The organism is Paenibacillus sp. NMA1017, assembly GCF_058895805.1.
In genome coordinates this window covers 54,169-79,227 of record NZ_JBZXYR010000016.1, presented here as the reverse complement: position 1 = coordinate 79,227, position 25,059 = coordinate 54,169, and the positions used below count along the sequence as shown (strand labels likewise).

Below are 25,059 nucleotides of genomic sequence, written 5' to 3'. Positions count from 1 at the left end.
CGGTTTTGCTCACTTTTATTTCTTTTTCTTCGTTCACTTCCTCTCGAGATTTTAATGCTTTTTTCCGTGGTTTCTCCGGTCCTCCTTCACTGCTTCGTTAAGCTCCTCCATATACTCTTTGGTATTCTGCAATACTTGCTCTTTGGTGTACTGATGTTTATTGGCATTGGCCTTGAGGTGGGTGGAATCGGTCATGAGAACACGCCCGCCCACCATTCGGTGAGAGATCGCCTGCAACACAATTTCATCGAAGATATCTTGAAAGATCGTGGTGTCTTTAAAGCGAGTGCGGCGATTCCAGCTAATCGTCGTATGGTCCGGTACTTTATCGGTTAAGCCCAGCCCCAGGAACCAACGATAAGCCAAGTTCGTCTGGATTTCTCGCTCGAGTTGCCGTTCTGAGCGAATGCCATAGAAATAACCGAGAAAGATCATTTTAAACAATACGGTAGGATCAATGGCAGGACGCCCATTGTCCGCACAATACAGCGGGCTTACCTTCTCATGAATAAAGGAGAAGTCTATATATGTATCCACTTTGCGAAGCAAATGATCTTGCGGCACCAGTTCTTCCAGGGAAACCAATTCAAAGGATTGTTGTTTGTCTCGATAAGATCGCAGCATACCAACACCGTCCGTTCTACAATAGTCACCTACATTATATAACATTAACGCGCTGTCGTCTTAAACAAAATCAACATAAAAATAGCTGTCGAGACTTTCTCGACAGCCTGAGCATTCTATATAGAATGCTTTTTATCTTTCACGTGATTTGGTGATGTATCAGAGTGTGTTAATATGCGGTCAAGTACTTTTTCAGTAAGTGGCATAAAGTAATTGAGTATCAGCCCCCCTAAACAAACAGTTAACAAAGTACCGATGCCAATGGGTCCATTTAAAATGGCTGCTATGATCAAGAATATGAGGTAGATGAATGTTCTCGAAACAAATAGATTTGTTCTAGTAATTTCTTGTATGATTAATGTTAATCGGTCAACTGGAATGGGTGCAAAATTAGTCTGTAAATATGTTGCAGTTCCTAATCCTACAACAACTAAACCAATTCCAAAACAAACAACTTTGCTGTACCATAGTTCAGGTGTTATTAAATCCTGCAATAAAAAAAGCCACATATCAATACCAATCCCCGTTATAAATGCTGTTAACAACCCCAGAAATTCTGGTCTTTGTCTTTTTATAAGTGAATTACAACAGATCAAAATTAAAGCTATTATGATTTCCCAACTTCCTACAGTAAGCCCCACATTTGTGGATAGTCCTACCAAAAGTGCATCAAAAGGGGATGTCCCAAGGTCTGATTGTATAGTGAAAGAAACACCAAGGGATAATATAAAAATACCTATTACAAAAAAAACATATTTCACTTTACTTGGCCTCTTTATCGTAATTATATGTTGCAAATGCAACAAAATAAGGGTAGATTAAATATATACTATGTTTATTGCATTTGCAACAAAATAGGGGGAGGAGTTCATTATGAAGGAAGTACTTCGTGAAATTGGAATGATCACAAGAGCATTAGATTCTATAAGTAATATTGAATTTAAAGAATATGACCTTACAAAAGGACAGTATTTATACCTTGTACGAATATGTGAAAACCCAGGAATCATTCAAGAAAAGTTAGCTGAGATGATAAAAGTAGATCGAACAACCGCATCACGTGCTATTCAAAAACTTGTCATTAACGGATTTATTGAAAAGAAAGAGGTTCCCCATAACAAAAAAACTAAAAAACTCTTTCCAACAGAAAAAGGGAGCAATGTTTATCCTTTTATAAAAAGAGAACATGATTATTCGGATAATGTTGCATTAGCGGGATTTTCGGAAAGTGAAGTAAACACCATTTTTAATCTTCTTCTAAGAGTAAGAAAAAATATAGGTGATGAATGGGAATTTGTAAAAAAGGGGAACAAGAGAAATTATTGATTTACATGAAGGAGCGATAATTTAAAGTGACTGTAAAAATAATAAAATGCAGCCGTGAAGATTTACAAATTCTCCAAGAAATAAGTATTGAAACATTCAACGATACTTTTAAGGATCTGAATTCACCTGAAAATATGAAAGCCTATCTAAAACTTTAAACAGTTGGAGGAGGAATTGTCCAACGTCTCTTCAGAATTCTTTTTCATCTATTTCAATGAAGAACTTGCTGGATATTTAAAGGTAAATATAAATGAGGCCCAATCCGAAAAAATGGGTGATGAGTCGCTCGAAATTGAGAGGATTTATATAAAAAACAAATTTCAAAAACATGGGCTTGGTAAATATCTGCTAAATGAAGCTATGCAAATTGCGATGGAACATAATAAAAAGAAAATCCGGCTTGGTGTATGGGAAAAAAATGAAAACGCTATTGTTTTTATAAGAAAATGGGGTTTGTTCAAACTGGCGCACACTCTTTTTATATGGGTGATGAAGAACAAATTGATTTCATAATGACCAAAACAATGATATAAGTTTAGGTATATACGAATTCTTATTATTTTTTACTGTAATTTATTCACTAATGTGTATAATGTCAACTATAATTGAATTCAAAAGTGTTTTCTAGGGTTCCGCGATATAGTATCGGCTGGTCCGAGAGAAAACTCACAGTCATCGTACTGTGCCACGGAGGGATAAAAGCCTGGGAGAAAAACTGCTGTATGCAGTATTCTCTCAGGCTTTTTTTATTGCTGCTTTAAATTCATATTATATTGCAGCATTTTCAAAAAGGAGGAAATACAGAATGAACAAGACATGGTTATCTGTTGTAATTGCGGCATTATTTGAAGTTGGCTGGGTCATCGGCCTGAAACATGCCAGCGGATGGTTAGAGTGGGGGGGCACTTTAGTTGCCATTTTAGTAAGTTTCATACTCATGATTATGGCTTCCCGTACGCTTCCGGTAGGTACAGTGTATGCAGTGTTTGTCGGGTTAGGAACGGCAGGCACTGTATTGGCAGAAATTTTGTTGTTTGGTGCTGAGGTACAGGGATCTAAATTGTTGCTGATCGGGGGGCTTCTGCTGGGAGTTGTAGGGCTCAAAATACAGAGCAAAGAGAAGAAATAAGGAAAAGAGGTGCACTGACGTATGAACTGGGTATTTCTAATTTTGGCAGGCGTATTTGAGATGATGGGAGTTCTCATGATTAATAAGCTCCATAAAGACCGGAATTTCCTGTCTGCTTTTTACCTGCTTGCAGGCTTTGGATTGAGTTTCTTGTTTCTATCCCTGGCCATGGAAACACTACCAATGGGAACGGCCTACGCTGTCTGGACTGGTATTGGAGCATCCGGCGGAGCCATATTGGGTATGATCTTTTACAGTGAACCGCGTAATACCGCGAGAATTCTGTTCATTGCGATGGTACTCGGTTCAGCAGTTGGCCTAAAGTTGGTAAGTTAAATAATGATAGTATTAGAAAAATGGGTCATCTTAGAACAGCAGCAAACTAACAGAATGCTTTTGGGCTGTTGCCAGTAAAGAGAATACAGTTGCATTTGCATAGCCTTCTATCTCTGATCTTGAGGATCGCCGCGTTGTGTATTCAGTTTTAGAAAATGAAGAGTCATTTGAAGCTTCAGACGAATATCACCATCGCTTAGATCAATCTCGAAAAGCTCACGTATCCTGTTGATTCGATAGAATAAAGTATTTCTATGAATAAAAAGTGTTTTAGCAGCAAGATTTGGAGTGTCCACATATCGAAGATAGGCTTCAAGGGTAGAAAGCAAACTTGTTTTGTGAGCATTGTCATAAGCAATTAGCTTCTGGATAATCGGATGGCAGAAGTCAGCAAGATCGTTCTGTTCCGATATGATCTTTCCAATATGCTCGCAGAGATAGTCCTCATACATATACACTGGCTTGTTAGAATTAAGTTGGAAACCAATCTCGATGGCGGTTAGGCATTGCTTATAATATTTTCGCAAAAATGTTAAATGACTAAAGTAGTCACTCAGCGAAGCAGTTAGGCCGTTTGCTTGGAGAAATTCCAGAATTCGTTTGTCTTCAGCAATAATTTTACAGGATGAATCAACGAGGGAAATGAGAAATACAATACGTCCCTGATATACGATCCAACGGCTATCCGGAAGTAATTGGATCATATGCTGTGCAACCAGCTGAACTTTCCCGTCAAAAAAGCCATTCTTCAGGTCTGTCAAGGTCATCACTCTCAGGTAAGGTGTAAGCGCCCATTCCAGATGAGCCAGTCGCATTGCAATGACATTAGCATCCTTGAGCTCGCCTGTAAGCAGTTCGGAAAGCAAAAAATTATGCATCATTCCTTGATTGCAATTATAAAAGTCGTTCTTTTGCAATTCTACCGAAACCAGCTCACAAAGAAATTGTACGAGTTCAAAATCAATATCTATAAATTTACGATTCAGTTCCATAACACTGACCTGTGCAAATTCTATACCATGTACGTACACAAAAGCTGTTATCCAACAGTCGTTGGTCTCGGGATCGCGTGAATAATAAGGAATAAGAGCCCTACGGGTCAGTTCGTACAGATTGGATTTCTTCATGCTCTCAATATTACTGTCAAGAATATAGCCTAAATTTCGCTGCTGTTCGATATCAGGCCGGCTGGGAATGGGTGCTTGACACATAGCGAGTAACTTATAGCCTGCGTCGATAATGATTACCGGATTACCAAAAATGCGGGAGGCCTCGTTTGTCAAGTATTGCAAACCTTTGTTTGAGTAAAGTGCGGATATCAGAGTGTGCATATGCTCAATGAGTCGATTCTCATGAGCAAGTATAGATGAAATCTTTCCCGAAAGATCCAGCAGATCTAGTTTATTTGGCAGAAGGGTAAGGCAAGTATAGGAGTCTACAAGTGCATCACAGTCCTGAATGCAAAAAAGTGGAGTGTCCGTAGGAAAGTCCTTTGGCAAATCCGAAAGCTTGCCTATATAAGCGGTATCAGCCTGAAAAACGGAACTCAACCGCAGGATAGTAAATTCACTGATTTCTTTTGTTTGCATGGCCTCTTCGGGCAAGGAAAGATAACAGTCGCTAAGTTTTCTGATTATTTTTTGAATTTTTACGAGAGCTGCCTCCAGAGGCTTTTTAGTCCTTGTGCAATATTACAAAACATCGTCACTATATCGGACCATATTTAAATTCCAGCACATGGGATATAACGTTTTTATTATATATACTGAAATTATTACATGCTGCAATAAATAACACTTTCATCAAAAAAATGAGTAATATAAATAGCAGGAGGATATTAATGAAAATTTTAGGAATCAGTTGCGGTAGAAGAATGAGCAATTCAGAAATCCTTGTTAAGGAAGCTCTGATGGGTGCTGAAGAACTGGGTGCCGAGGTAGAGCTTATACGTCTTAATGACCTGCAAATTAAACCTTGCACCGGTTGTAATGCTTGTGTAGTGAGCCTGCTTGAAAAGTGTGGCTCAGGAGATTGTGTGATAAAGAACGATGATTATGGATTTATTGAAGAAAAAATAATGGAATGCGACGGGTTAATTTTGAGCTCAGCCATTTATGAGAAAAGTCCGAGTGGACTGTTGAAGACTCTGAATGATCGGATGGGCCCCTCCCATGACATTGCCTTCCGAATGATTGCCAAAAAGCAACGCGAAGAAAGAGGAATAACTACTGGTAAAGGCCCAGATGAAAGAAGCTTTAAACCAAGAGTGGCTTCTCTTATAGCTGTAGGGGGGAGTGAGTGGGACACACTTGCACTGCCAATGCTCCATCTTTTCACGCTGCCGATGCAAATCAATGTTATAGACAAAATGCTGGTCAATTGGGTTGGCTTGCCTGGATCAGTAGTCTTCAAGGAAAATGAATTGAACAGAGCTAGGCAATCTGGTCGTCATGTGGCTGAAACACTAATGAATCCGAATACGGAAGCGAAATATATTGGCGAATCTGGTTTATGTCCAATCTGTCATTCCAAACTCGTTGAAATCAGGAATCATGATGATAATTATCCTGCAATATGCGGAATTTGCGGTGTAAAGGGCACTTTGGAGGTTGAACAAGGCAAAGTTAAATTCAATGTCGCGGAGGAAGATAGAGTGCATTCTCATATTCTAATCTCCGGGAAATTCGAGCACGCGGATGAATTATATAAAGTTTCATTAAAGCCTAATTCCAAGGCTAGCGAGTTGCCTGAAAGATTAAAAAAATACAAAAACTATTTATCTTATTCCAGACCTGCTCGTAATTGATATTCTTGTTAAAGTGCTTATTCTTTTATTGAAAGCAGATCATTTATGATTGAACTACCACAAGTTAATGATCTCGGATTTTTGAAATTCGTCTGGTGTCCATTTGAGGGCTTAGAGCGAATTTAACTGGTAAGATGCTTGCTGAAGCGGGCATGGTTGGAACTGGTCTATACGGCGTCAGTTACGTAGGCAACTGATCAAGTCGTTTTTTTATTACGCAGTGTTGGAGGCAACGGGAAACGTTCAACTAACACGCAGCCATTGTCATGCCCGGTCTGCTGGACCCGCCTACTTCCTGAGCAAAAATGTGCTTGAGGTGAAGCGTAGTGAGCCCATGGTGGACGAAGGTACGGATTGACGGCTTTATCAAAACTAAGGAGCAGTTTGGCAATGGTAGCTGCTCCTTGGGTTTGATAATAACTTATAATAGATTTGTTATGACCTGTCTTCCTACTAGGCGAAATAAAATAAAATTAGGATATGACAAGACGATACGAAATTTAAGATGAACTATGTGAAACCCACAAAGGTAACCTCATAATGTTGAGTGATGCTTCTGGAGTGTAATAAACCGCGAGCCTTTTATATGCTTCTAACTGATGAAACCACAATGAAATATGCCAGATGTGTGTCACAATCGCAATTCACCTAACCAAAGTCGCGTGTCAGGAGGATTGCGTGAATGTAAGTTCTAGTTCACATACTTCTCTATCGTGCTTCGGACTGCTCCGGGACCTGCCAGCATTTCATGAAACATGGCTTCAATCTTGTCGCCCAGACCAATTTCATATAATCGGACGCCGAACAGTTTTTCATCCTCAAGGAGGCAGCGAACCCCGGAGGTCTGATCTCCTAGCTTCGTATTCTGCAAATATCCCTGCAATGTATCCAGTAACGGGTCCGGACTGAGTGTGAAGGGTACTCCTTGATCATCCACCCCCAGCAAATAGCGACACCAAATCGCAATGGTCAAGGGAATAGCAGTCAAGTTGGCAGGATCGAGCCCTGCTGTGCTAACATACGATTTTATGGTTTCGCCAAAACGGATGCTCATCTTTTGAGAGGTATCTGTTGCAATCCGCTGTGGCGTATCCGGAATATAGGGATTGGCGAAGCGTTCCTGCAATACCTCGTCAATGAACGGTTTGGGTTGGATAATTCCAGGATTAACTACAACAGGTAAGCCTTCCTTGTAGCCGATGGTTTCCACCATACGACGCAATGTGTGATCCTTCATTTCATCTGCAATGAGCTGATATCCAAGCAGACACCCAGAGAGGGCTAGCGCTGTATGCAGGGGATTGAGACAAGTAGTGACTTTCATCTTTTCCACTTTGTCCACTGTATCCCGATTCGTGAAGATGATGCCAGCTTCCTCCAGTGCAGGTCTCCCGTTCGTAAACTTGTCTTCAATGACCAAATACTCGCTAACCTCAGCATTGACAAAGGGAGCCGTATACGTATGCCTGGAGGTAACGATCATCTCCATGTCAACTAACCCCAGCTCCCGAAGAGTAGATTGTACCTGCAAGGAAGGGCGAGGGGTGATTTTATCAATCATGGTCAGCGGAAAGGTTATTTTCTCCTCATTTTGCAGATAGTCTGCAAATCCTTTCTCTACCAGGCCTCCGCGAGTCCACTCCTTGGCGATAGTAATCATACTATCCTTTAACAGATCACCGTTATGGGAGCAATTATCCATGCTTACAAAGGTCATTGGATGCTGCCCCTTCAGATAACGCCGATAGGCAAGCGAAGTAGCTATGCTCATCACATGCACCGGCTGTTCAGGACCATTCGCTAAATCCCTCTCCACAACAGCCAGATACTTGCCGTCGGGCCCGGTAAGGGCGTATCCTTTTTCTGTGACGGTGAAGCTGGCCATTTGAAGAGTTGGATTCTCAAATATTCCAATCAGACGGAGATAGTCGTCGAGACGATTTTGCTCTGCTGCGAGGCTTTCGACGATGCTTGCGATCACACTTTTGTGAAATTTTCCGTCTGCACTCATCAACACCAGTAAGGTTAGATTGTCGTAAGGCTTATAGGCTTTGTCAATCATTTCAAAATCAAAGACTTCGGCCGCTACAATACCTGTATCCGCTTTCAATCTATTCAGCAGTTGTTGCTGCGCGTTGGCTACCAACCCTCGAAAAATATTACCTGCGCCGAAATGCACCCATTGCGGTCTAACTCGGGTGTTATTGGCTACAAGCTCTAGATCATATCTCGGCAGTTCGATGCCTGCTGCTTCCCAGGCCGCCTTGTTTGAAAGGCTTTTCCGGTCAAGTTGGAGCATTTATTTCACTCCTTTGCCTTGAGCGAGACTATCCCAGACACCAAGCAAGTACATAACTCCCAGTGCACGATCATACAAACCGTAACCTGGCCGACAATTCTTTTCTTCCCCCCATAGATGTCTGCCGTGATCCGGGCGTACATATCCCTGATAGCCGTTCTCGTGATAAGCTCTAACTACTTCCGGTACATCGACGCTTCCGTCCTTCCCACGGTGTGACACTTCAATAAAATCGCCATTCTCAAACACCTTGACATTACGAATATGAGCAAAATGAATACGATCATGAAACTCCCGAATCATGGCAGGCAAATCATTCTCGGGATTGCTCCCCAGTGAGCCTGTACAGAAGGTTAGACCATTATATGGGCTGTTCACTGCATTTAGGATGCGTTGGATGGTCTCACGACTACGGACAATTCTCGGTAACCCGAAGATGGGCCATGCCGGATCATCAGGATGAATGGCCATCTTGATGTCAACCTCCTCGCAGACCGGGATGATGCGCTCCAGAAAATATTTCAGGTTGTCAAACAACTTGTCTTCTGTGACATCCGCGTAAGCAGCAAAAAGTTCATCCAGTCTCGCCAACCGTTCCGGTTCCCAGCCAGGCATGGTGAACTTTCCTGCTCCTTCGAGAATCCGATCCACCATTTGGCGGGGGTCCTCGGTAATGGCAGCCTTTTCATAAAAGAGGGCGTTGGACCCGTCAGGCAGTTCCTTATATAGCTCCGTTCTTGTCCAGTCAAAGACAGGCATAAAGTTATAGCAAATCACCTTGACTCCCACTTTGGCTAATTTTCGAATGGTGTCGATATAAATATCAATATATTGATCGCGGGATGGCAGGCCGATTTTGATATCATCGTGGACATTTACACTTTCTACGACCGCCGTACTAAAGCCCTTGCTCATAATCTGATCAGCTACCTCCTGAATTCGCTCCATTTCCCATACTTCACCGGCTACCTTATCATGTAAAGACCAGACAATGCCCATAACTCCCGGAATCTGCCGGATATGATCCAGTGTAATATTGTCGTTGTCTTCTCCATACCATCTCCAGGTCATATTCATAACAATGCCCTCCCTGATTGTATTTCATTTTTCTTGTATACAAGATTGAATTGATCATAAATTATAGGGTTTGTACTTGTCAATGATAATTTTAGAGGAGTTCGTCACCTCAAAATGCTTTATAATAAAATTAGAATTATAAGGTGAAGGTAGGAATGATATGTTTACAAAAGATGAAATCAAGCAGCTTTTGAAAAATGATATTTTGTCGCTGACCTTAAAGCCTGGTACTATGCTCAGCGAGACGACCTTGTCAGAACGCTTCCAGCTGTCCAGAACTCCGCTGCGCGATGTATTGAAGCAGCTTGCGCTGGAGTCCTACATTGATATTTATCCCAAGAAGGGGAACATTGTGTCCTATATTGATCTGGAGTCCGTTGAACAAATTATTTACTTAAGAAGCGCATTGGAAAAGGAGATTATGAAGGAGCTTTCTTCGCAAATTGCATTAAGCGATGTACAGAAGTTGAGCGAGATTCTGGACAGACAAAGAGCTGTGATCGAGGAAGATCATGCTACGGATCAATTTCTCAGTCTGGATGATCAATTCCACCAAACCATGTTCCAATTGGTAGGGCGGGGGTTTCTTTGGCAGCTCATTCAGCAGTCGAATGTTCACTATATCAGATATCGCAAGCTGCATATGCTGGAAACAGGGAAGCTGATGGGTATCTGGCATGAGCACCAAGCTATGCTTGAATACATGCTGAATAAGGAAACAAGCAAAATGGATGATCTGGTTCATCATCATCTCAGAGAGGATATCCATTCGCTCGATTTTCTTCGGAAGTTCGCTGATTATATCAAAAAATAAGGCAGCTAGCTTATTAACAGCTATGAATATCGAAAAGTGGGTAATTCATGGAGGCTGTTCTACGAGGTAGATAGGTGGGTGAAAGATCGAGTAAGAAATGCGAGATTGTAGCAAAATTTATGGGCGGAAACGTGCTGGTCTGTGTCATTCTATTTCTGCTCGTGAGTATTTTTATTATCCGTCAGGCGGTGATCAAACTAGAGAAATTCTCCCAGGATTTTTCGCCCTTGTATACATGTCAGGTGTAACCCTCTAGAATACAATTATGGAATAATTAGTACTCTTCCTCAAGATTACAATTGAAAAAATACTGAAATATTTCCATGATGTAAGTAAAAAATGCCAGACCAATTCTAGATTATAAAGGGGGTAACCGTATGTGCAGATATGCAATATACGGCCCATATAAAGATATCTTTGCCTGCTTTACCTGCAGGAAAGTATATAAGCAGACATCACGGTTTAAAATGCCGAAGGATGAATATGAACGGATTGTCCATGTCTGTCCGCAATGCCAGGCATCCATGCATGACATGGGGCATGATTTTCAGGCTCCGAAGCAAACGGATATCAAACAGTGGAAAAAGGTAGAGCTACTATATCAACAAGGATACGCTTACCACTCCTGCGGTTGTGGTGGGCCCGGGTACAGACCCTCTCGGCTGCCAGAGGTACCTGAATTTCTGGAAACACAGCGAACGTTTGAGAATAAGGGAGAGGCGCTGTTGTACCGGCTTTTGCAAAGCTAGAACAAACGTAAGTGAAAGTAAATTTGGCAAAGGGAACAAACATATGATTGGAGGCAGTCGTAAAGCAGTGTATTTTGAAGCATATCCAACAATTCGAAGAAGTGTACTCGTGGACAGGTTATATATCGGAATTTGTTTGATCGAGCAAAGCAGGTGTTGTAAGGTAGATCGACTTGGAATGAGATAATATTCTTGTCATGCAGCACCTGTCGGGTAATAAGAATTTTACCCCATTCATTGCTGTGAAATCGCGGCTTTTTTTATTTTAAGAAGTGATAGCGGAAATCAAAAAAGAACCTGGATAGTATTATCAGGTTCTTTTATATTGCATATAAAACAGACACGATGATATAATCAGATTACGTCTTATGAAGATATGGTAGGCATAAGTATTACATCTTACAATTAAATCTTATCATGCCGCTAAAGTCTTGTCAAATGTTTTTTTCTCAATTTAATGGTTAGGAGAGATGTTGAATGAATTCACTGGTTCTAGATTTTCAAGAAATGGATAACACTCAGCTTTTGCTTGTTGGTGGAAAAGGGCTGCACTTAGGAGCATTAAGCAAAATGGAAGGAATACAAGTACCAGAGGGGTTTTGTGTTACAACAGTGGGATATCAAAAAGCCATCGAACAAAACGAAATGATTCATGCTTTGTTGGATCGGCTAACTACGCTTAAAGTAGAAGATCGAGAACAAATTTATGAAATCAGCAAGAAGATTCGACATGCCATTATGGAAGTAGCCATTCCTTCCGATGTTGCGAAAGCAGTTGCTCACTATCTCTCCCAGTTTGGCGATGAATATGCTTATGCCGTGCGTTCTAGTGCGACTGCCGAAGATTTGCCACATGCCTCTTTTGCTGGTCAACAAGACACCTATTTAAATATTATTGGCAAAGAATCTATCTTGGAGCATATCCGCAAATGTTGGGCTTCTTTATTTACGGAACGCGCGGTAATTTACCGAATGCAGAATGGATTTGATCACAGCCAAGTTTATTTATCTGTTATCGTTCAAAGAATGGTGTTCCCACAGGCTTCAGGGATTTTATTTACCGCTGATCCCATCACTTGCAACCGAAAGCTGCTCTCTATCGATGCCAGTTTCGGACTTGGAGAAGCACTGGTCTCTGGCTTAGTCTCTGCCGATTGTTATAAAGTACAGCAAGGGGAAATCGTCGATAAGAGGATAGCAACCAAAAAATTGGCTATCTATGGACGAAGAGAAGGCGGAACTGAGACCAAACAGCTCAATTCTGATCAGCAAAAGACGCAAACCCTTACGGATCAGCAGATTTTACAACTGGCACGCATTGGAAGACAGATCGAAGAACATTTCGGCTGCCCCCAAGACATCGAATGGTGTTTGGCTGATGATACATTTTATATTGTCCAGAGCCGGCCGATCACCACTTTATATCCCATTCCTGAAGCAAATGACCAGAAGAATCACGTGTATGTATCTGTCGGCCATCAGCAAATGATGACTGATCCTATTAAACCACTGGGGTTATCTGTTTGGATGTTAACGGGTGCCACACCCATGTTTAGAACTGGTGGCGGAAGGCTGTTTGTGGATATCACGATGGGCCTGGCTTCACCGGCTGGCAAGCAAAATTTATTGGATGTTTTAGGGCACTCCGATCCGCTCATAAAAGACGCGCTTATTACCATCATAGAGCGGGGAGATTTTATAAAATCGGACCCATATGACACAAGCGAACCGGGGCCCGTTAAAAGCCATAAGGGTATGTCATCTGCGGATATTCTGGCAGAAGCAGGAAACGACCCGGAAATTGTTGCTGTTTTGATTAAGAGTAGTGAGACATCGTTATCAGCATTAAAACATAATATCCAAACGAAATCAGGATTGGATGTATTTGATTGTATCCTGGAAGATATGCAGCAACGGAGGCAGCGAGCGTCAGATCTGAAAAATTTGAATGTGATTATGGCCGCCATGCATGCTTCAGCATGGATCAATGAAAAAATGAATGAATGGTTAGGTGAAAAAAACGTAGCAGACACACTTTCCCTATCTGTACCTAACAACGTCACTTCTGAAATGGGTATGGAGCTACTGGATGTTGCAGATGTGATTCGTCCCTATCCGGAAATAATTGAGTATTTACAACAAGTAAAGGATGATAACTTTTTGGATGAACTGGTTCAATTCGAAGGTGGGCAGCAGGTGCGTGATGCTATTGCTGTTTATCTCGACAAATATGGAATGCGATGTGCCGGGGAGATCGATATTACAAGAACACGCTGGAGTGAAAAACCAAGTACACTGGTACCTATGATCCTCAGTAACATCAAAAACCTTGATCCTGGCACCAGTAAACGAAAGTTTGAGCAAGGGCGACAGGAAGCTTTGAAAAAAGAACAGGACTTATTAGCCCGATTGAAACAATTACCGGGTGGTGAACAAAAAGCCGAAGAGACAAAACAAATGATCGACCTGATTCGGAATTTCATCGGTTATCGTGAATATCCGAAATACGACATTGTTAGTCGCTACTTTATTTATAAACAGGCTTTACTAAAGGAAGCGGAACAACTCGTACAAGCCAACGTTCTTCATGAAAAAGAAGATATTTACTATCTCGCTTTTGAAGAATTACAGGAAACCATACGCACAAATAAACTGGATTACCAGGTCATCGCCAAACGAAAAGATGAGTACAGATTATATGAAAAACTAACTCCGCCACGTGTTATCACGTCTGATGGCGAAATCATTACGGGTCAGTACAAACGAGAAAATATCCCTGCCGAAGCTATTGTAGGCCTCGCTGTTTCTTCGGGCATTATAGAGGGGCGGGCACGTGTGATCCTGAATATAGAAGGGGCTGATCTGGAAGATGGCGATATACTAGTTACCGCCTTTACCGATCCCAGCTGGACTCCATTATTTTTATCCATAAAAGGCTTGGTTACGGAGGTGGGCGGACTGATGACCCATGGAGCCGTTATCGCACGTGAATATGGCTTGCCAGCCGTTGTGGGAGTGGAGAATGCGACCAAACTGATAAAAGATGGGCAACGAATTCGCGTGTATGGAACCGAAGGGTATATCGAAATATTGTAATGGCTGAATACGCTAAGTAATAGCCTCTGTCATAATGGACGGTATTAAATGCAACCTGTCATGGATAAAAGGGCGGTTATCCGTCCTTTTATCCATGACACAAAGTCTCCCCCCAAAAAATCAACTGATCAACTGATTTTAATTTTTTGGGGGGAGTACTTTAAGAACTTATTTATTTATTTGATGATCGAAAAAACACATTATTTAATGAGTAGCAATAATCAGGAGCCTTCAGGAGTTATCGATGGTTTCCCTTGCTGCGATCAACACAATGATTTATACATAGCTGATCCTATCTTAATGTCTTCTCCCTCGATTGTATCAGTGTTAAATATCCAAATGTGCCCTCAGAGTTGAACCTCATATTCGTTTCTGAACAGGCTTGCTGTGTGATTATTTATGATGATCTAATTTATGCGTGCATGCAGAGGAAGACACACCGAATTGTTTTTATTCAACAAATATCCAAAAGTGAGTTCTATGATGTCCTTCGTTATTGTGGTAAAGTGACAGACTTGACTTGACCAGAGGTATTTCCATAAATATCCTTGGCCAGCACGAGAATATGCAGCGTATCGGCTTGGGAGACACCACCCTGTTTGTATTTAGTAGTTGGAAGCGTTGCTGACCAATTGGTTTTATCTTCTGTAATAACGACACGAATGCCATTGACATAAACTTTAAGCTGTGCGATATCGCTTTGATCTGTGACTGAACCTTCCAAAGCGAGAACATCATCCGTGATCGAAGCATTCAACTTAAGTTCAGGGGCTCCTGTTTCCTTGCGTTTAGAGGGTGGGAGAGCAGTTTGCGGGTTATAGGAAAAGGTTTCATCCTCAAGCGCTGGCGTGCGTGCAGCAATAGGACGGTTTTTGGTCGCTTGCTCATAGGAATAAGCGTAACGAAGCAGGTCATTATCACTGTATGCGGCGCCTGCCATCGTCAGATTAACGGGCATTCCGGTATCCTTCATAGCGCCCATACTCACAGATACACTTGGGATCCCGTACTCGCGTAGAATGAAATTCGTATTGGAGAAATAGTTGCCATTCTCCCAAGCCTCCTCATAGGATGTTTCATTCACATCGGAGTCAGCTTTGCCGATATTCGAATTTGCCGGGAATGCAATAAAATCAAGGTTGTTCTGCTTCATCCAATTTTCAAAATCAATCTTTCGCACATTTTCAAGCCCCCGTAGTCCTTCATGAAACTGAGGAATTTGTTCGTATGGGGTGACCCCTTTTTTTATGGTTTCAATGAATACGTCATAGTGGCCAAGGTCTCTGCCACGTTTGGCATCTACCGAACCGGGCGGATTCGGGAAGACGGTTGCAGGGTCGATATTAGCCCATGACGGGAAATTCGGATCGCCCACACTTTTAAGGAATTCCTCAGCTGCATAAGGATTTAGCAACCCGAATTCCTTTTCAGCCCACTTTGCTGGCATCAAACCACGCTCTTCAGGTGTTTTCGCTGTTGGCCGGTCCTTCTCGCTGTTCGCCTGCAAGGGGAAGTCAACTTCCACAACCTCAGCTCCAAGAGCAGTTAAATCCTTTACAGCTTTTTCCCATAATGCTTGTATCGAAGGTCTGAATTTGATGGGAGTTGTGGTTTCATGGTCCTTACCAATATAGATTTTCGGAACGCCAATGCGTTTCCCTTTCAAAGCTTGAATGTCTCGTAGCTGTAAATAGGATTTGGGACGGACACTGTTGACAGAAGGGAGCCGAACGGCTTTCTGTTCTCGCCAGAAATCGCCCTTGGTGATCTTATCCTCTACAACGATTACGTCAAGCAAGCGGAGCATGTCCTCAACAGTCCTCGTATGTGGGACAACGACATCCCGTATAGGGAAGAGCGGCCAATTCCCCCGTATGGAGATTAAGCCTCGCGACGGCGTATAGGCAATTAAACCATTGTTAGATGCTGGTGATCTTCCAGAGGATACCGTTTCTTCCCCCATACCGAAGGCAGCGAGGTTGGCGGCTGTTGATACGCCAGATCCGTTAGAGGAGCCAGAGTACCAAGCTGCAGCCAAATAATTTGGATTGTACGGACTTTCAGCACGGCCATAAACGCCTCTTTGCATTCCCCCTGCTGCCATTGGCGGCATGTTGGTTTTACCAATGAGCACCCCACCGGATTTGCGTATCTTCTCTACTGTAAAGGCATCGTCTTTTGCCATCAGATTTTTGAAAGCCGGAGATCCAGAAGCGACAGTGAGTCCCTTAACCTTGTAGCTGTCTTTAACCGTGTAGGGGATGCCTTGCAGTGGACCGGTCTTAATACCCTGTGCCCTTAGTTGATCAGCCTGAGCGGCTTCTTTTAGTACGTCGGGGTTCAGAACAGGGATGGAATTCAGCCGAATGCCACTAGAATCATAGGCATATACGCGATTAAGGTACAGGGCGGTGAGTTCGACACTCGACAGTGCTCCTGACTTCATCGCGTCCTGCATCTGAGCAATTGTAGCCTCTTGCAATTGAAATGTAACTAGGGAGGAGACGGGTTCACTATTGGTTTTACTTGAGGAAGAGGGCGAAGGGGCGGCGGATGCAAGGGAGCATCCCGTGAGAGTTAAAATCATACCAGTCGCGATCCATTTGCAATAATTACCGATTACATTCCTTGCATTCGCTTTTAGCATTCGTGCGCACATAGCATTTTCACTCCTTAAATTAAATAGGATCAGAAATTTGAATAGAGAGGAACGAGAAATTCATAAATGTTTCTAATTATACTACTTATTTTCATACGAAATGTCAATTTTTGTAATACAGATATGAAGGGACCCATTTAAGGTAAAATGGTGCCCGAGATTACACTAGGGAGCTTCCCTAGCAAATCCCGAGCACCAGAGGGCGTTTTCCATGGGTTACACTTGTAAGTCACTGAGGATGAAGTATTCAGACATTCTCAATCTAGTAAACATTTGGACTAAGACAAATACGAGCGATCACAATGAAAATTCAATAAAATCCACGTAGGCATCCCAGGTTCCGTCATCGCTCGTCAAGGTGAGTTTGACGTCCTGATCTCCGGTAGCGTGAGTAATGTTGGATAAGGTTTGGACAGTCGGCGTTTTGCCCGTGAAATAAAAGGAACCCACAGTTACTCCTCCAATAACCAAGTCCACTTTGGCCGTACTAGCATTGCTTGAAGCCCCCCGTACTGAGATATTATGCGTAGGGTTGGCAAAATACTGTGAGTATGATGCATAGTCAGCAGTGGCATACAGAGCAGCCCCGTCAAAAGGTGTACTGATCTTGCCCGCATAAGTGCCGCCAATGTTCATGTTCTCAGCTTCAACCTTTGTCCCCGTATTACTCCCCGTGTTGGGGGTAAACTGCCAGGCATCCAAATTAAATAGATTGCCGTTTCCTGTCCCAGTAAACACCAGATAAATGTTGTGAACCCCAGTTGCATTATTGATCGTGGTCTCTACTTCTCTCCAGGTCTGCATACCTCCAGTTGAAGGTACTTTTAAGGTGCCGACTAAAGGGCCTGTCTCACTGTCAAGACGTACTTCAATACTACCACCGACATTTGTGGCAACATTGGCTTTGAACGTCTTTGCTCCGGTAGAGCCAAAATCAGCCTTCCCGACAGCGACCCAGTCCCCATTGTGAATATTGGTCACATTCAGATTACTGACCGGACCGCCAGTGGCTTGAGTGGGCTCGGTCGTAATACCCGCCTGCCACGCAAGGGTCTCCGCTTCAACTCTGGTATATGGATTCAGATTGGATAGCTGAGCTATTCCAATCATATTCCCTTGTACCTCTTGGATGCTTCCATCGGTATTGTACACCAGCTTATTAATGTGCGGAGAGCGATAGCCTTTTCCAGTGCCAATTTGTGCCTTGCTGACCGTTTGGGCATGATACACGACATACCACTCATTTTTAAAGTTAAATACAGCATGGTGGTTGTTGCCGCCAACGCCGAAGAATGTATGGGGGTTTTTCAGGAAATGGCCTTTATAAGTGAAGGGGCCCATCGGGTTGTCGCTGACCATATAGCCGATTTCACCTGCAGGGTACTGTGTCGGGTGTGTTCCGGCAAAGTTAATACAGTAGGAATAATAGTATTTGCCATTGTACTTATGAATACCGGAATCTTCAAATAGGTAAGGTGCATCAATGGTGGTTGCGCTTCCAACAACACTGATCATATCGGCCCCCAACTTGCTCACTCTAGCTGTTTTAGGATTAGCAATGGAAGTAGGATCGGATTCGTTAGGAATTCCCCCACCGCTATACAGGTACCCTGTGCCATCATCGTCCACCAGCACAGCTGGATCAAAAAGCCATGTCACACCAGCCATTCCAGGCGTACTATGTGTCACAAGCGCTTTACCGAGGGGGTCTGTCCAAGGTCCGATCGGCGTGTCTGCTGTCAGGACTCCAATGCCTGCTCCACCATTGGCAAAATAAAGAAAGAATTTATCTTTGCCATTCAATTTTTTATGCGCAATTGCTGGAGCCCAAGAGTTCGAGGCCCATTTGGCAATGCCTCTACCGTTGTTCTTGTTGTTGGCACCTGCGACTGGTATCGCTCCGTGATCCGTCCAGTTCACCATGTCCGCGGAGGATATGACCTGGATGCGATCCAGGGCACTGAAGTCATTGTCTTTAATCGATCCATCATTGTTATACACATACGTATCACTTGACATATAGACATACACCCTTCCATCATATACCAATGAATAGGGGTCAGCTCCCAATTTATGATCCATTAGAGGGTTGGAATTTCCAGGGAGTTTAGCCAGTGGCCGATTGGCAGCATCTACATTTAGCATGGGAAAGACACCGAGCAATAACGCGAAGGAGAGAAATAAAACTAAACATTTTCTGATCATAACATAACCTCCGTTTTTTTATATGGTCCAAAGCCGAGCTATCCGTAAATTTATCAAACTCAAGAATATGCTCAGACCTCTACCCGTAAGGAGAAGTACTGTGAAGAGGGCACGAGAAATAGAAATGAAATCGCTTACATTTGTTGAATTTAAAAGTGAACTACGAGAGGAGAGTCACCATATACTGGTCTCTGTTCATTTAATGACAACTCCAGTTATGTGTTGGAGAAAGTATAGTAATCATAAACATTGGGTTATTAAATATTAATATGTAATTTGATTGCAAATAATGGTTTTATTTGGCGCAATCATAACATGTTCTATCAAAAATAACAATATCATTCTATTTTCTAAAAAAAGCGAATCGAAAGGAACGTAAATTACGATACCAATGGCATTCTGGACCTTTTGCAAAATCGAGATATCCGACCTGTTATTCCAAGCAAGCGCAATCGACGGGTGAAACTTTAAAGTTGGCTTTAGTTAAACACACTATGTCCATACGTTGTATGCTGAACATGACTGGATAAAATATACGAGTAATTAGTATGAATGATTGCAGCAGCAATAGCGAGCGGTCACAAGCCGGGTGACACAAAAACTACATGTGCTAGGCTGGAGATTAAGAACGGTAAATACGATCAACCGGTAACAATTACGTATTTGTGACCATGGGGTCCAGATGTTAAGTTCAAACTAGGAGAAATCATACCAAATGGACATAAGAAAAGCTGGGAATCGAACTGAAAAATCAGTAGGTTTCTCCATCCACAAACAATGCATTTAAGACAAAACTGCGTTTGTCTCTTATATCAAGCGCTGACTTGCCCGATATTATTTTATATCGCGGCGAATTGTTTGATCAATATGCTGACGAGACATGGAAGGAATGTCGAGGGACAAGAACATGGCCCGATTACCAATTATCCAACAAATAGTAGTCATCTTGAACTTTCGAGCTCGTTATCCGTTTCACGGATCGACTTTATGACAAGTTCAGAGAAAGCTTTCACTGTTGGAGATAACCACTTTTTCTTTTTAATCAGCATATGAGAATATATCGGATCGAACTTTTCGGAATGACTTACAATTTTAAGTTTTCCTCTATCCACGTCTTCTTTAACTGTAATATAAGGCAAAAAAGAAAATCCAAGCCCACTCATAACGGTTTGTTTAATCGCCTCAATACTCCATAACTCCATAGTTTGAAATGGATGAATATCATGCTTTACAAGATATCTTTCAAACATGGTTCGATAACTACAGCCTTCTTCATTTTACAGGTTCGATGGCCTTCAAGTTTCTCTATAGAACCATGGGCTCTAGGGACAGACTACTCCTTTTTGAAGGGATTAGTTGATTATTGGGGCTCGGAATACAACTGGCGTGAACAGGAAGCATGGTTAAACCATTTCCCACAGTTTATTGAACATGTGGACGGCTTAGATATACACTTTGTGCACGTTCGGGGTGAAGGGCCATCCGAACGACCACTGTTGCTGACTCATGGGTGGCCAGGATCATTTGTAGAGATGTTAGAACTAATACCTTATCTAACAACCCCATCGCTATATGGTGGGACATGCTGAAGAGGCATTTGACGTTATTATTCCCACTTTGCCGGGCTTTGCATTTTCGAGTAAACCCACACGGCCGGGAGTGGGGTCCAAATACGTTGCTACGCTTTGGGCAAAACTTATGGATCGTTTGGGTTATGAAAGATATTTGGTTCAGGGAGGGGATATTGGAGCAGGGGTCTCAACATGGTTAGCATTCATGTACCCTGAACGGGTGAGGGGACTTCATCTCAATTATATTCCTGGAAGCTACAAGCCACCCCTCACTCAAAATACACCATCTGTTAGCGAAGAAGAGCAAGCTTACTTAGACATCGTTGCTGAGTGGTTGGACCGAGAAGGTGCTTATAGTGCCCTTCATAGAACAAAGCCGGAAACACTGGCTTTTGCCCTAAGTGATTCCCCAACCGGTCTTGCCAGCTGGATGGTAGAAAAATTTCAAGGTTGGAGTGACTGTGACGGAGATATGGAAAGGTCTTTTTCACTTGATCATATCCTCACTAACATATCGATTTACTGGTTTACTAATTCGATTGCTTCTTCCATACGAATATATACTGAAGGTACCAAAATGCCCCTGCATTTCACCGAAGGTCAGCGTGTTACTATTCCAACAGGGGTTTCCTTATTTCCCAAGGAGCTGCCCACGCCTCCCCGAGGCTGGGTAGAACGCGTCTATAATATTACGTACTGGGAGAAAGCGAATAAAGGCGGTCATTTCGCCGCTATGGAAAATCCTAAATTGTTTGCCGAACATCTAAATCATTTTTTTCATTCATTAAGCATCTGATAGTCTCTATCCTTGAGAGGGTAAAGCTTACCTGATTTCCGAAAATTTAGTTGATAATGAGTGTGGTTTTCTGGATTATGAGGAAAAATGCCTCAAATCTCTAAGGAGTTTGCCGAGAAAAGATATGCTTAAGCATCCATCTAAAGGTATAGTCCTTCCGAGTACTATGCAAAATTTAAAAAAACTATTTGCCCTATCGTACATGAGGTTGTTGCCCTTATGTACGATTTTTTATTTCAGTATTCGATTTAAAATGAAATAGGAGAAATCAAAGTAAATTAGCTGGGTGCATATATTGCACATTTTCTTTTTATTATGTTAAAGGGAGTGGTCAGTTGCAGAAGTTAAAATTGTTCATTAAAAATGCGAAGGTAGGGGGGAATATTTTTAATGCCTAATCACTCTCCACAAATAAACAAGTTTTTCAAATGGTGTATGGGTATCATTTTTGTTCTCATCATTATATATTTGTGCACATTAGTCGATTTTTTATTTATACCGATAACTTCGTTAATCAGCGTTGTCTTATTGCCATTAATGCTGTCCGTTTTTTTCTATTATCTTTTGCGCCCATTGGTAGATTTACTGGAGAGACACAAGTTCAACCGTTCTCTTGCAATCATACTGATTTATATCGCTATTGCAGTCATTTTAGCTCTCTTTATTGTAGGTATTTGGCCTTCCATACGAAATCAAATGATCAACCTCGTGGATAATGCACCCAGTTTATTTAGTGCATTAGGTAATAAGGTTCATGAATTAGAACAGAATGGAGCACTTTCTACCATTTTTCCGGGCGACGTTAATCCGCTAACACAACTTACTGAATACTTGAATAAAGGTTTCTTATTAGTTACGGATTATGTAACCGGTTTGTTTGGTCTTGTTTCTAATGTTACAATCGCATTGTTTACGTTCCCTTTAATCCTTTTTTACATGCTGAAGGAAGGAGAAAAATTTGGCCGTAAATTGGTCAGTTTTGTTCCTAAACGCTTTCTAATCGCTGCAAACGAAGTCTTGGATGATATTGATAGCGCACTTAGCAGCTTCATCGTGGGAAGAGTACTTATTAACTTGGCACTTGGTGTGTTAATGTACTTCGGATTTCTTTTGATTGGACTGCCATATGCATTACTATTAACCGTTGTTGCGGTGATTATGAATTTTATTCCTTTTGTAGGTGCTATTCTATCATCAATCCCTATTGTTATTATTGGTTTTATTCAGTCACCCTCGGTTGCGATATGGTCACTTGTTGTTATTTTGTTGGCCCAGCAAATACAAGACAATATAATTTCCCCCTATGTATTCGGTAAGCAGCTTGATGTTCACCCTTTGACAGTGATTATTCTTGTACTGATTGGTGGGGATTTAGCAGGAATTACAGGAATATTGCTGGCCATCCCTTATTATATGATTATTAAAATAATAGTCAGTAAGGTGTACTTGCTTTTTTACAGAGAAAAATGGGAACATTTATAATTGATATTGGATTTTAGTATGCTAAAATTTATTTTTTTGCCCAAACGTACACACATCCTCGCACATGTGTACGTTTTTTTAAAAAAGGTACAAAATGATAAAATATAATGTTTTTTCTAAGTACTTAAATTAGAGGTGGACTATGGGCAAACAATCCAATGAACAAGACCAAGATGTCGATTTAAAGATCTACAATGGAGAAAGTGATCGACTTACTATATCCAGAGTTCCGATTATATTATGGATCGTTTTCATCTATATCGAGGGAATCGTTATTCAAAATATTTCTACACCATTACCACTTCGAAGTCTATTGTTCTCTCTGGCAATAGCCCTGCATGTACTTTTGTACTGGCATGTTCGAAAAATTCTGCATTACGGTTCATGGATTTATTTTATTATTCAAGCAGGAATTATCTTTTTAAGCGCTTTTCTTCTTCCTGTCAGTTTCCCAATTATGCTCATTGGATTAATCCCAATTTTAATCGGTCAAAGCATAGGTATATATTATCAAACAAAAAAAGTTGTATTGGTGTTTGTTGGCTTCTATCTTCTTTTTTGTCTAGCTATGATATGGTATCGCGATGGTGAGCACTCTGTGCTGTTTATTGGGTTGCTCATTCTTATCGTTATAATCGTAGCTGCATATTCTATTCTTTTCTACAAACAAGTCAATGCGCGAATTCGTATCCAAAACTTTCTTACTGAGCTGGAGCTTGCACATCAGAAAGTAGAAGAGCTTACGTTGGCCAACGAGCGGCAACGCATGGCCCGGGATCTGCATGATACACTAGCTCAAGGTCTTGCTGGCTTGATTATGCAGTTGGAAGCCATAGATGCCCATATGATAAAAGGCAGCTCACAGCGAGCCCATGAAATCGTTCAGCAGTCCATGTCACAGGCACGAAAGGCGCTGGCTGACTCGCGAAGGGCTATAGATAACCTGCGTTCAAAATCGGCCTCCGAGGTCGACTTTTCCGATGCAGTCCGGGAAGAAGCGCAGCGTTTTACGATGGCTACCGGCATTCGTACAGCACTGAACATCAAAATGAAATCCTCTGTATCCAGACTGTTAATTGAACATGGATTACAAATCATAAGTGAATGTTTGACGAACGTAGGCAAGCATTCTTATGCAAAGAACGTATGGATTAATATTTTGGATCAACAAGATAAAATTACTATAGTGGTCCGTGATGACGGAAAAGGATTTAATCCAGATATTATTGCTAGACGATCAGGACATTATGGACTAATAGGCATTCATGAGCGTGCGCGTCTGCTGGGCGGAACAATACAGATCAACAGCACAGTCCAAGAAGGGACATCTATTAAAATAGAAGTACCCCTCACCAAAGGAGATGTATCATGAAATTTAAAATATTAATCGTAGATGATCACTGGGTGGTTAGAGAAGGGCTAAAACTCGTTTTAGAGACAAATGACAGCTACGAAGTTGTGGGTGAAGCGGGAGAAGGGGTAACAGCTATGGCTCTGATTGAGGAACTTCAGCCGGATGTCATACTAATGGATTTATACATGCCCCAAATGAGCGGATTGGAAACGATGAAGGCTCTAAAAGAGAAACAAAATGAAACCCCAGTTATTATCCTGACTACCTATAACGAAGATGATTTAATGATTCAGGGACTCTCCTTGGGGGCCAAAGGCTATTTATTAAAAGATACCAGCCGTGAAAATTTGTTTCGGACTATTGAATCAGCATTAAGAGGAGAGACACTTCTTCAGCCGGAAATTACCGCAAGAGTTTTTGCTAAAACAAGTGGGAAAGAGGTCAAGAGTGAGCAGCATGAAGATACTTCAATGCTGACCGAGAAAGAAAGGAACATTTTACAGTCTGTTGCGCAGGGGCTTAGGAGCAAGGATATTGCGCTCGATATGGGAATTTCGGAGCGGACGGTGAAGGCTCATTTAACGAACATTTATAACAAACTCGGTGTCGAATCCAGATCCGAAGCAGTAGCCGTTTCTTTGGAACGAGGCATTCTGAATATTTAAAATTGGTGAATAAAAACATATAATCATTTTGAATTTGCCCAAACGTACATGAGGTGCTTGCCCTTATGTAC

18 protein-coding genes, 3 pseudogenes and 1 riboswitch are annotated in these 25,059 nt (G+C 41.9%); of the genes and pseudogenes, 13 read left to right on the top strand and 8 right to left on the bottom strand.

Features of this window, described 5'->3' with window-relative positions:
• A pseudogene (locus AC5ELV_RS24610) lies at positions 1 to 624 on the bottom strand (transposase); the annotation flags it as partial.
• A 116-nt stretch (positions 625 to 740) separates the two neighbouring features.
• On the bottom strand, positions 741 to 1,385 hold the full coding sequence (locus tag AC5ELV_RS24605) for a YczE/YyaS/YitT family protein (RefSeq protein ID WP_493432257.1): 645 nt from the start codon (positions 1,383 to 1,385) through the stop codon (positions 741 to 743).
• Positions 1,386 to 1,497: 112 nt separating this feature from the next.
• Between AC5ELV_RS24605 and AC5ELV_RS24600 the strand changes: the two genes are divergently transcribed.
• From AC5ELV_RS24600 to AC5ELV_RS24585, 4 genes and pseudogenes are all read left to right on the top strand, one after another.
• Positions 1,498 to 1,950 carry a MarR family winged helix-turn-helix transcriptional regulator gene (locus AC5ELV_RS24600; protein WP_493432256.1) on the top strand — a complete coding sequence of 151 codons (453 nt, stop codon included), beginning with the start codon at positions 1,498 to 1,500 and terminating at the stop codon, positions 1,948 to 1,950.
• A gap of 26 nt (positions 1,951 to 1,976) precedes the next feature.
• Positions 1,977 to 2,483, top strand: a pseudogene (gene paiA / locus AC5ELV_RS24595) (spermidine/spermine N(1)-acetyltransferase).
• Between the two features lie 80 nt (positions 2,484 to 2,563).
• Positions 2,564 to 2,662: riboswitch (guanidine-I (ykkC/yxkD leader) on the top strand.
• Positions 2,663 to 2,755: 93 nt separating this feature from the next.
• Positions 2,756 to 3,079 carry a DMT family transporter gene (locus tag AC5ELV_RS24590; protein WP_493432255.1) on the top strand — a complete coding sequence of 108 codons (324 nt, stop codon included), beginning with the start codon at positions 2,756 to 2,758 and terminating at the stop codon, positions 3,077 to 3,079.
• A 21-nt stretch (positions 3,080 to 3,100) separates the two neighbouring features.
• Positions 3,101 to 3,415 (top strand): DMT family transporter, encoded by a 315-nt coding sequence (locus AC5ELV_RS24585; protein WP_023988641.1) that lies wholly within the window; start codon positions 3,101 to 3,103, stop codon positions 3,413 to 3,415.
• 107 nt (positions 3,416 to 3,522) lie between these two features.
• On the opposite strand, the gene AC5ELV_RS24580 is transcribed toward AC5ELV_RS24585, so the two are convergent.
• On the bottom strand, positions 3,523 to 5,004 hold the full coding sequence (locus AC5ELV_RS24580) for a PucR family transcriptional regulator (RefSeq protein ID WP_493432254.1): 1,482 nt from the start codon (positions 5,002 to 5,004) through the stop codon (positions 3,523 to 3,525).
• Positions 5,005 to 5,255: 251 nt separating this feature from the next.
• On the opposite strand from AC5ELV_RS24580, the gene AC5ELV_RS24575 reads away from it, so the two are divergent.
• Positions 5,256 to 6,221, top strand: a complete 966-nt coding sequence (locus AC5ELV_RS24575; RefSeq protein ID WP_493432253.1) for a flavodoxin family protein — start codon at positions 5,256 to 5,258, stop codon at positions 6,219 to 6,221.
• Between the two features lie 691 nt (positions 6,222 to 6,912).
• On the opposite strand, the gene AC5ELV_RS24570 is transcribed toward AC5ELV_RS24575, so the two are convergent.
• Together AC5ELV_RS24570 and uxuA are read right to left on the bottom strand one after the other, a co-directional pair.
• Positions 6,913 to 8,520, bottom strand: coding sequence for a mannitol dehydrogenase family protein (locus AC5ELV_RS24570; protein WP_493432252.1), 1,608 nt, complete (start codon positions 8,518 to 8,520; stop codon positions 6,913 to 6,915).
• The gene (gene uxuA, locus AC5ELV_RS24565) at positions 8,521 to 9,597 is read right to left on the bottom strand and encodes a mannonate dehydratase (protein WP_493432251.1); all 1,077 of its coding nucleotides are present in this window, start codon (positions 9,595 to 9,597) and stop codon (positions 8,521 to 8,523) included.
• A gap of 160 nt (positions 9,598 to 9,757) precedes the next feature.
• Here uxuA and AC5ELV_RS24560 point away from each other — a divergent pair, with 160 nt between their 5' ends.
• From AC5ELV_RS24560 to ppsA, 3 genes are all read left to right on the top strand, one after another.
• Complete coding sequence (locus AC5ELV_RS24560) at positions 9,758 to 10,411, top strand: GntR family transcriptional regulator (RefSeq protein WP_493432250.1); 654 nt, start codon at positions 9,758 to 9,760, stop codon at positions 10,409 to 10,411.
• A 377-nt stretch (positions 10,412 to 10,788) separates the two neighbouring features.
• Positions 10,789 to 11,160: a hypothetical protein gene (locus AC5ELV_RS24555; RefSeq protein ID WP_493432249.1), complete on the top strand. Its 372-nt coding sequence runs from the start codon at positions 10,789 to 10,791 to the stop codon at positions 11,158 to 11,160.
• A 477-nt stretch (positions 11,161 to 11,637) separates the two neighbouring features.
• On the top strand, positions 11,638 to 14,256 hold the full coding sequence (ppsA, locus tag AC5ELV_RS24550) for a phosphoenolpyruvate synthase (RefSeq protein ID WP_493432248.1): 2,619 nt from the start codon (positions 11,638 to 11,640) through the stop codon (positions 14,254 to 14,256).
• A 493-nt stretch (positions 14,257 to 14,749) separates the two neighbouring features.
• Here ppsA and AC5ELV_RS24545 read toward each other — a convergent pair whose 3' ends face one another.
• The 3 genes and pseudogenes from AC5ELV_RS24545 to AC5ELV_RS24535 form a co-directional block, all read right to left on the bottom strand.
• Complete coding sequence (locus AC5ELV_RS24545; protein ID WP_493432247.1) at positions 14,750 to 16,915, bottom strand: amidase; 2,166 nt, start codon at positions 16,913 to 16,915, stop codon at positions 14,750 to 14,752.
• Positions 16,916 to 17,212: 297 nt separating this feature from the next.
• The gene (locus tag AC5ELV_RS24540) at positions 17,213 to 19,120 is read right to left on the bottom strand and encodes a carbohydrate-binding protein (RefSeq protein ID WP_493432246.1); all 1,908 of its coding nucleotides are present in this window, start codon (positions 19,118 to 19,120) and stop codon (positions 17,213 to 17,215) included.
• Between the two features lie 941 nt (positions 19,121 to 20,061).
• Positions 20,062 to 20,397, bottom strand: a pseudogene (locus tag AC5ELV_RS24535) (LysR substrate-binding domain-containing protein); the annotation flags it as partial.
• Here AC5ELV_RS24535 and AC5ELV_RS24530 point away from each other — a divergent pair.
• The 5 genes from AC5ELV_RS24530 (at position 20,335) to AC5ELV_RS24510 (ending at position 24,988) form a co-directional block, all read left to right on the top strand.
• Complete coding sequence (locus AC5ELV_RS24530; RefSeq protein WP_493432245.1) at positions 20,335 to 20,709, top strand: epoxide hydrolase N-terminal domain-containing protein; 375 nt, start codon at positions 20,335 to 20,337, stop codon at positions 20,707 to 20,709. The pseudogene AC5ELV_RS24535 and the gene AC5ELV_RS24530 sit on opposite strands and share 63 nt — an antisense overlap.
• Positions 20,693 to 21,487, top strand: coding sequence for an alpha/beta fold hydrolase (locus AC5ELV_RS24525; protein ID WP_493432244.1), 795 nt, complete (start codon positions 20,693 to 20,695; stop codon positions 21,485 to 21,487). The genes AC5ELV_RS24530 and AC5ELV_RS24525 overlap by 17 nt, the downstream gene beginning before the upstream one ends.
• 390 nt (positions 21,488 to 21,877) lie before the next feature.
• Positions 21,878 to 22,969, top strand: coding sequence for an AI-2E family transporter (locus AC5ELV_RS24520; RefSeq protein WP_493432243.1), 1,092 nt, complete (start codon positions 21,878 to 21,880; stop codon positions 22,967 to 22,969).
• A 142-nt stretch (positions 22,970 to 23,111) separates the two neighbouring features.
• Positions 23,112 to 24,341 (top strand): sensor histidine kinase, encoded by a 1,230-nt coding sequence (locus tag AC5ELV_RS24515; protein WP_493432242.1) that lies wholly within the window; start codon positions 23,112 to 23,114, stop codon positions 24,339 to 24,341.
• Positions 24,338 to 24,988: a response regulator gene (locus AC5ELV_RS24510; RefSeq protein WP_493432241.1), complete on the top strand. Its 651-nt coding sequence runs from the start codon at positions 24,338 to 24,340 to the stop codon at positions 24,986 to 24,988. The genes AC5ELV_RS24515 and AC5ELV_RS24510 overlap by 4 nt, the downstream gene beginning before the upstream one ends.
• The last annotated feature ends 71 nt before the right edge of the window (positions 24,989 to 25,059 follow it).

Bases quoted from the DNA above. Each gene is read 5' to 3' on its own strand.
- ppsA (WP_493432248.1), top strand. From the start codon at position 11,638: ATGAATTCACTGGTTCTAGATTTTCAAGAAATGGATAACACTCAGCTT.
- uxuA (WP_493432251.1), bottom strand. From the start codon at position 9,597: ATGAATATGACCTGGAGATGGTATGGAGAAGACAACGACAATATTACA.
- AC5ELV_RS24580 (WP_493432254.1), bottom strand. From the start codon at position 5,004: ATGCAAACAAAAGAAATCAGTGAATTTACTATCCTGCGGTTGAGTTCC.
- AC5ELV_RS24520 (WP_493432243.1), top strand. From the start codon at position 21,878: ATGCCTAATCACTCTCCACAAATAAACAAGTTTTTCAAATGGTGTATG.
- AC5ELV_RS24600 (WP_493432256.1), top strand. From the start codon at position 1,498: ATGAAGGAAGTACTTCGTGAAATTGGAATGATCACAAGAGCATTAGAT.
- AC5ELV_RS24570 (WP_493432252.1), bottom strand. From the start codon at position 8,520: ATGCTCCAACTTGACCGGAAAAGCCTTTCAAACAAGGCGGCCTGGGAA.
- AC5ELV_RS24555 (WP_493432249.1), top strand. From the start codon at position 10,789: ATGTGCAGATATGCAATATACGGCCCATATAAAGATATCTTTGCCTGC.
- AC5ELV_RS24575 (WP_493432253.1), top strand. From the start codon at position 5,256: ATGAAAATTTTAGGAATCAGTTGCGGTAGAAGAATGAGCAATTCAGAA.
- AC5ELV_RS24560 (WP_493432250.1), top strand. From the start codon at position 9,758: ATGTTTACAAAAGATGAAATCAAGCAGCTTTTGAAAAATGATATTTTG.
- AC5ELV_RS24525 (WP_493432244.1), top strand. From the start codon at position 20,693: ATGGTGGGACATGCTGAAGAGGCATTTGACGTTATTATTCCCACTTTG.
- AC5ELV_RS24510 (WP_493432241.1), top strand. From the start codon at position 24,338: ATGAAATTTAAAATATTAATCGTAGATGATCACTGGGTGGTTAGAGAA.
- AC5ELV_RS24540 (WP_493432246.1), bottom strand. From the start codon at position 19,120: ATGATCAGAAAATGTTTAGTTTTATTTCTCTCCTTCGCGTTATTGCTC.
- AC5ELV_RS24515 (WP_493432242.1), top strand. From the start codon at position 23,112: ATGGGCAAACAATCCAATGAACAAGACCAAGATGTCGATTTAAAGATC.
- AC5ELV_RS24530 (WP_493432245.1), top strand. From the start codon at position 20,335: ATGAATATCATGCTTTACAAGATATCTTTCAAACATGGTTCGATAACT.
- AC5ELV_RS24545 (WP_493432247.1), bottom strand. From the start codon at position 16,915: ATGTGCGCACGAATGCTAAAAGCGAATGCAAGGAATGTAATCGGTAAT.
- AC5ELV_RS24585 (WP_023988641.1), top strand. From the start codon at position 3,101: ATGAACTGGGTATTTCTAATTTTGGCAGGCGTATTTGAGATGATGGGA.
- AC5ELV_RS24590 (WP_493432255.1), top strand. From the start codon at position 2,756: ATGAACAAGACATGGTTATCTGTTGTAATTGCGGCATTATTTGAAGTT.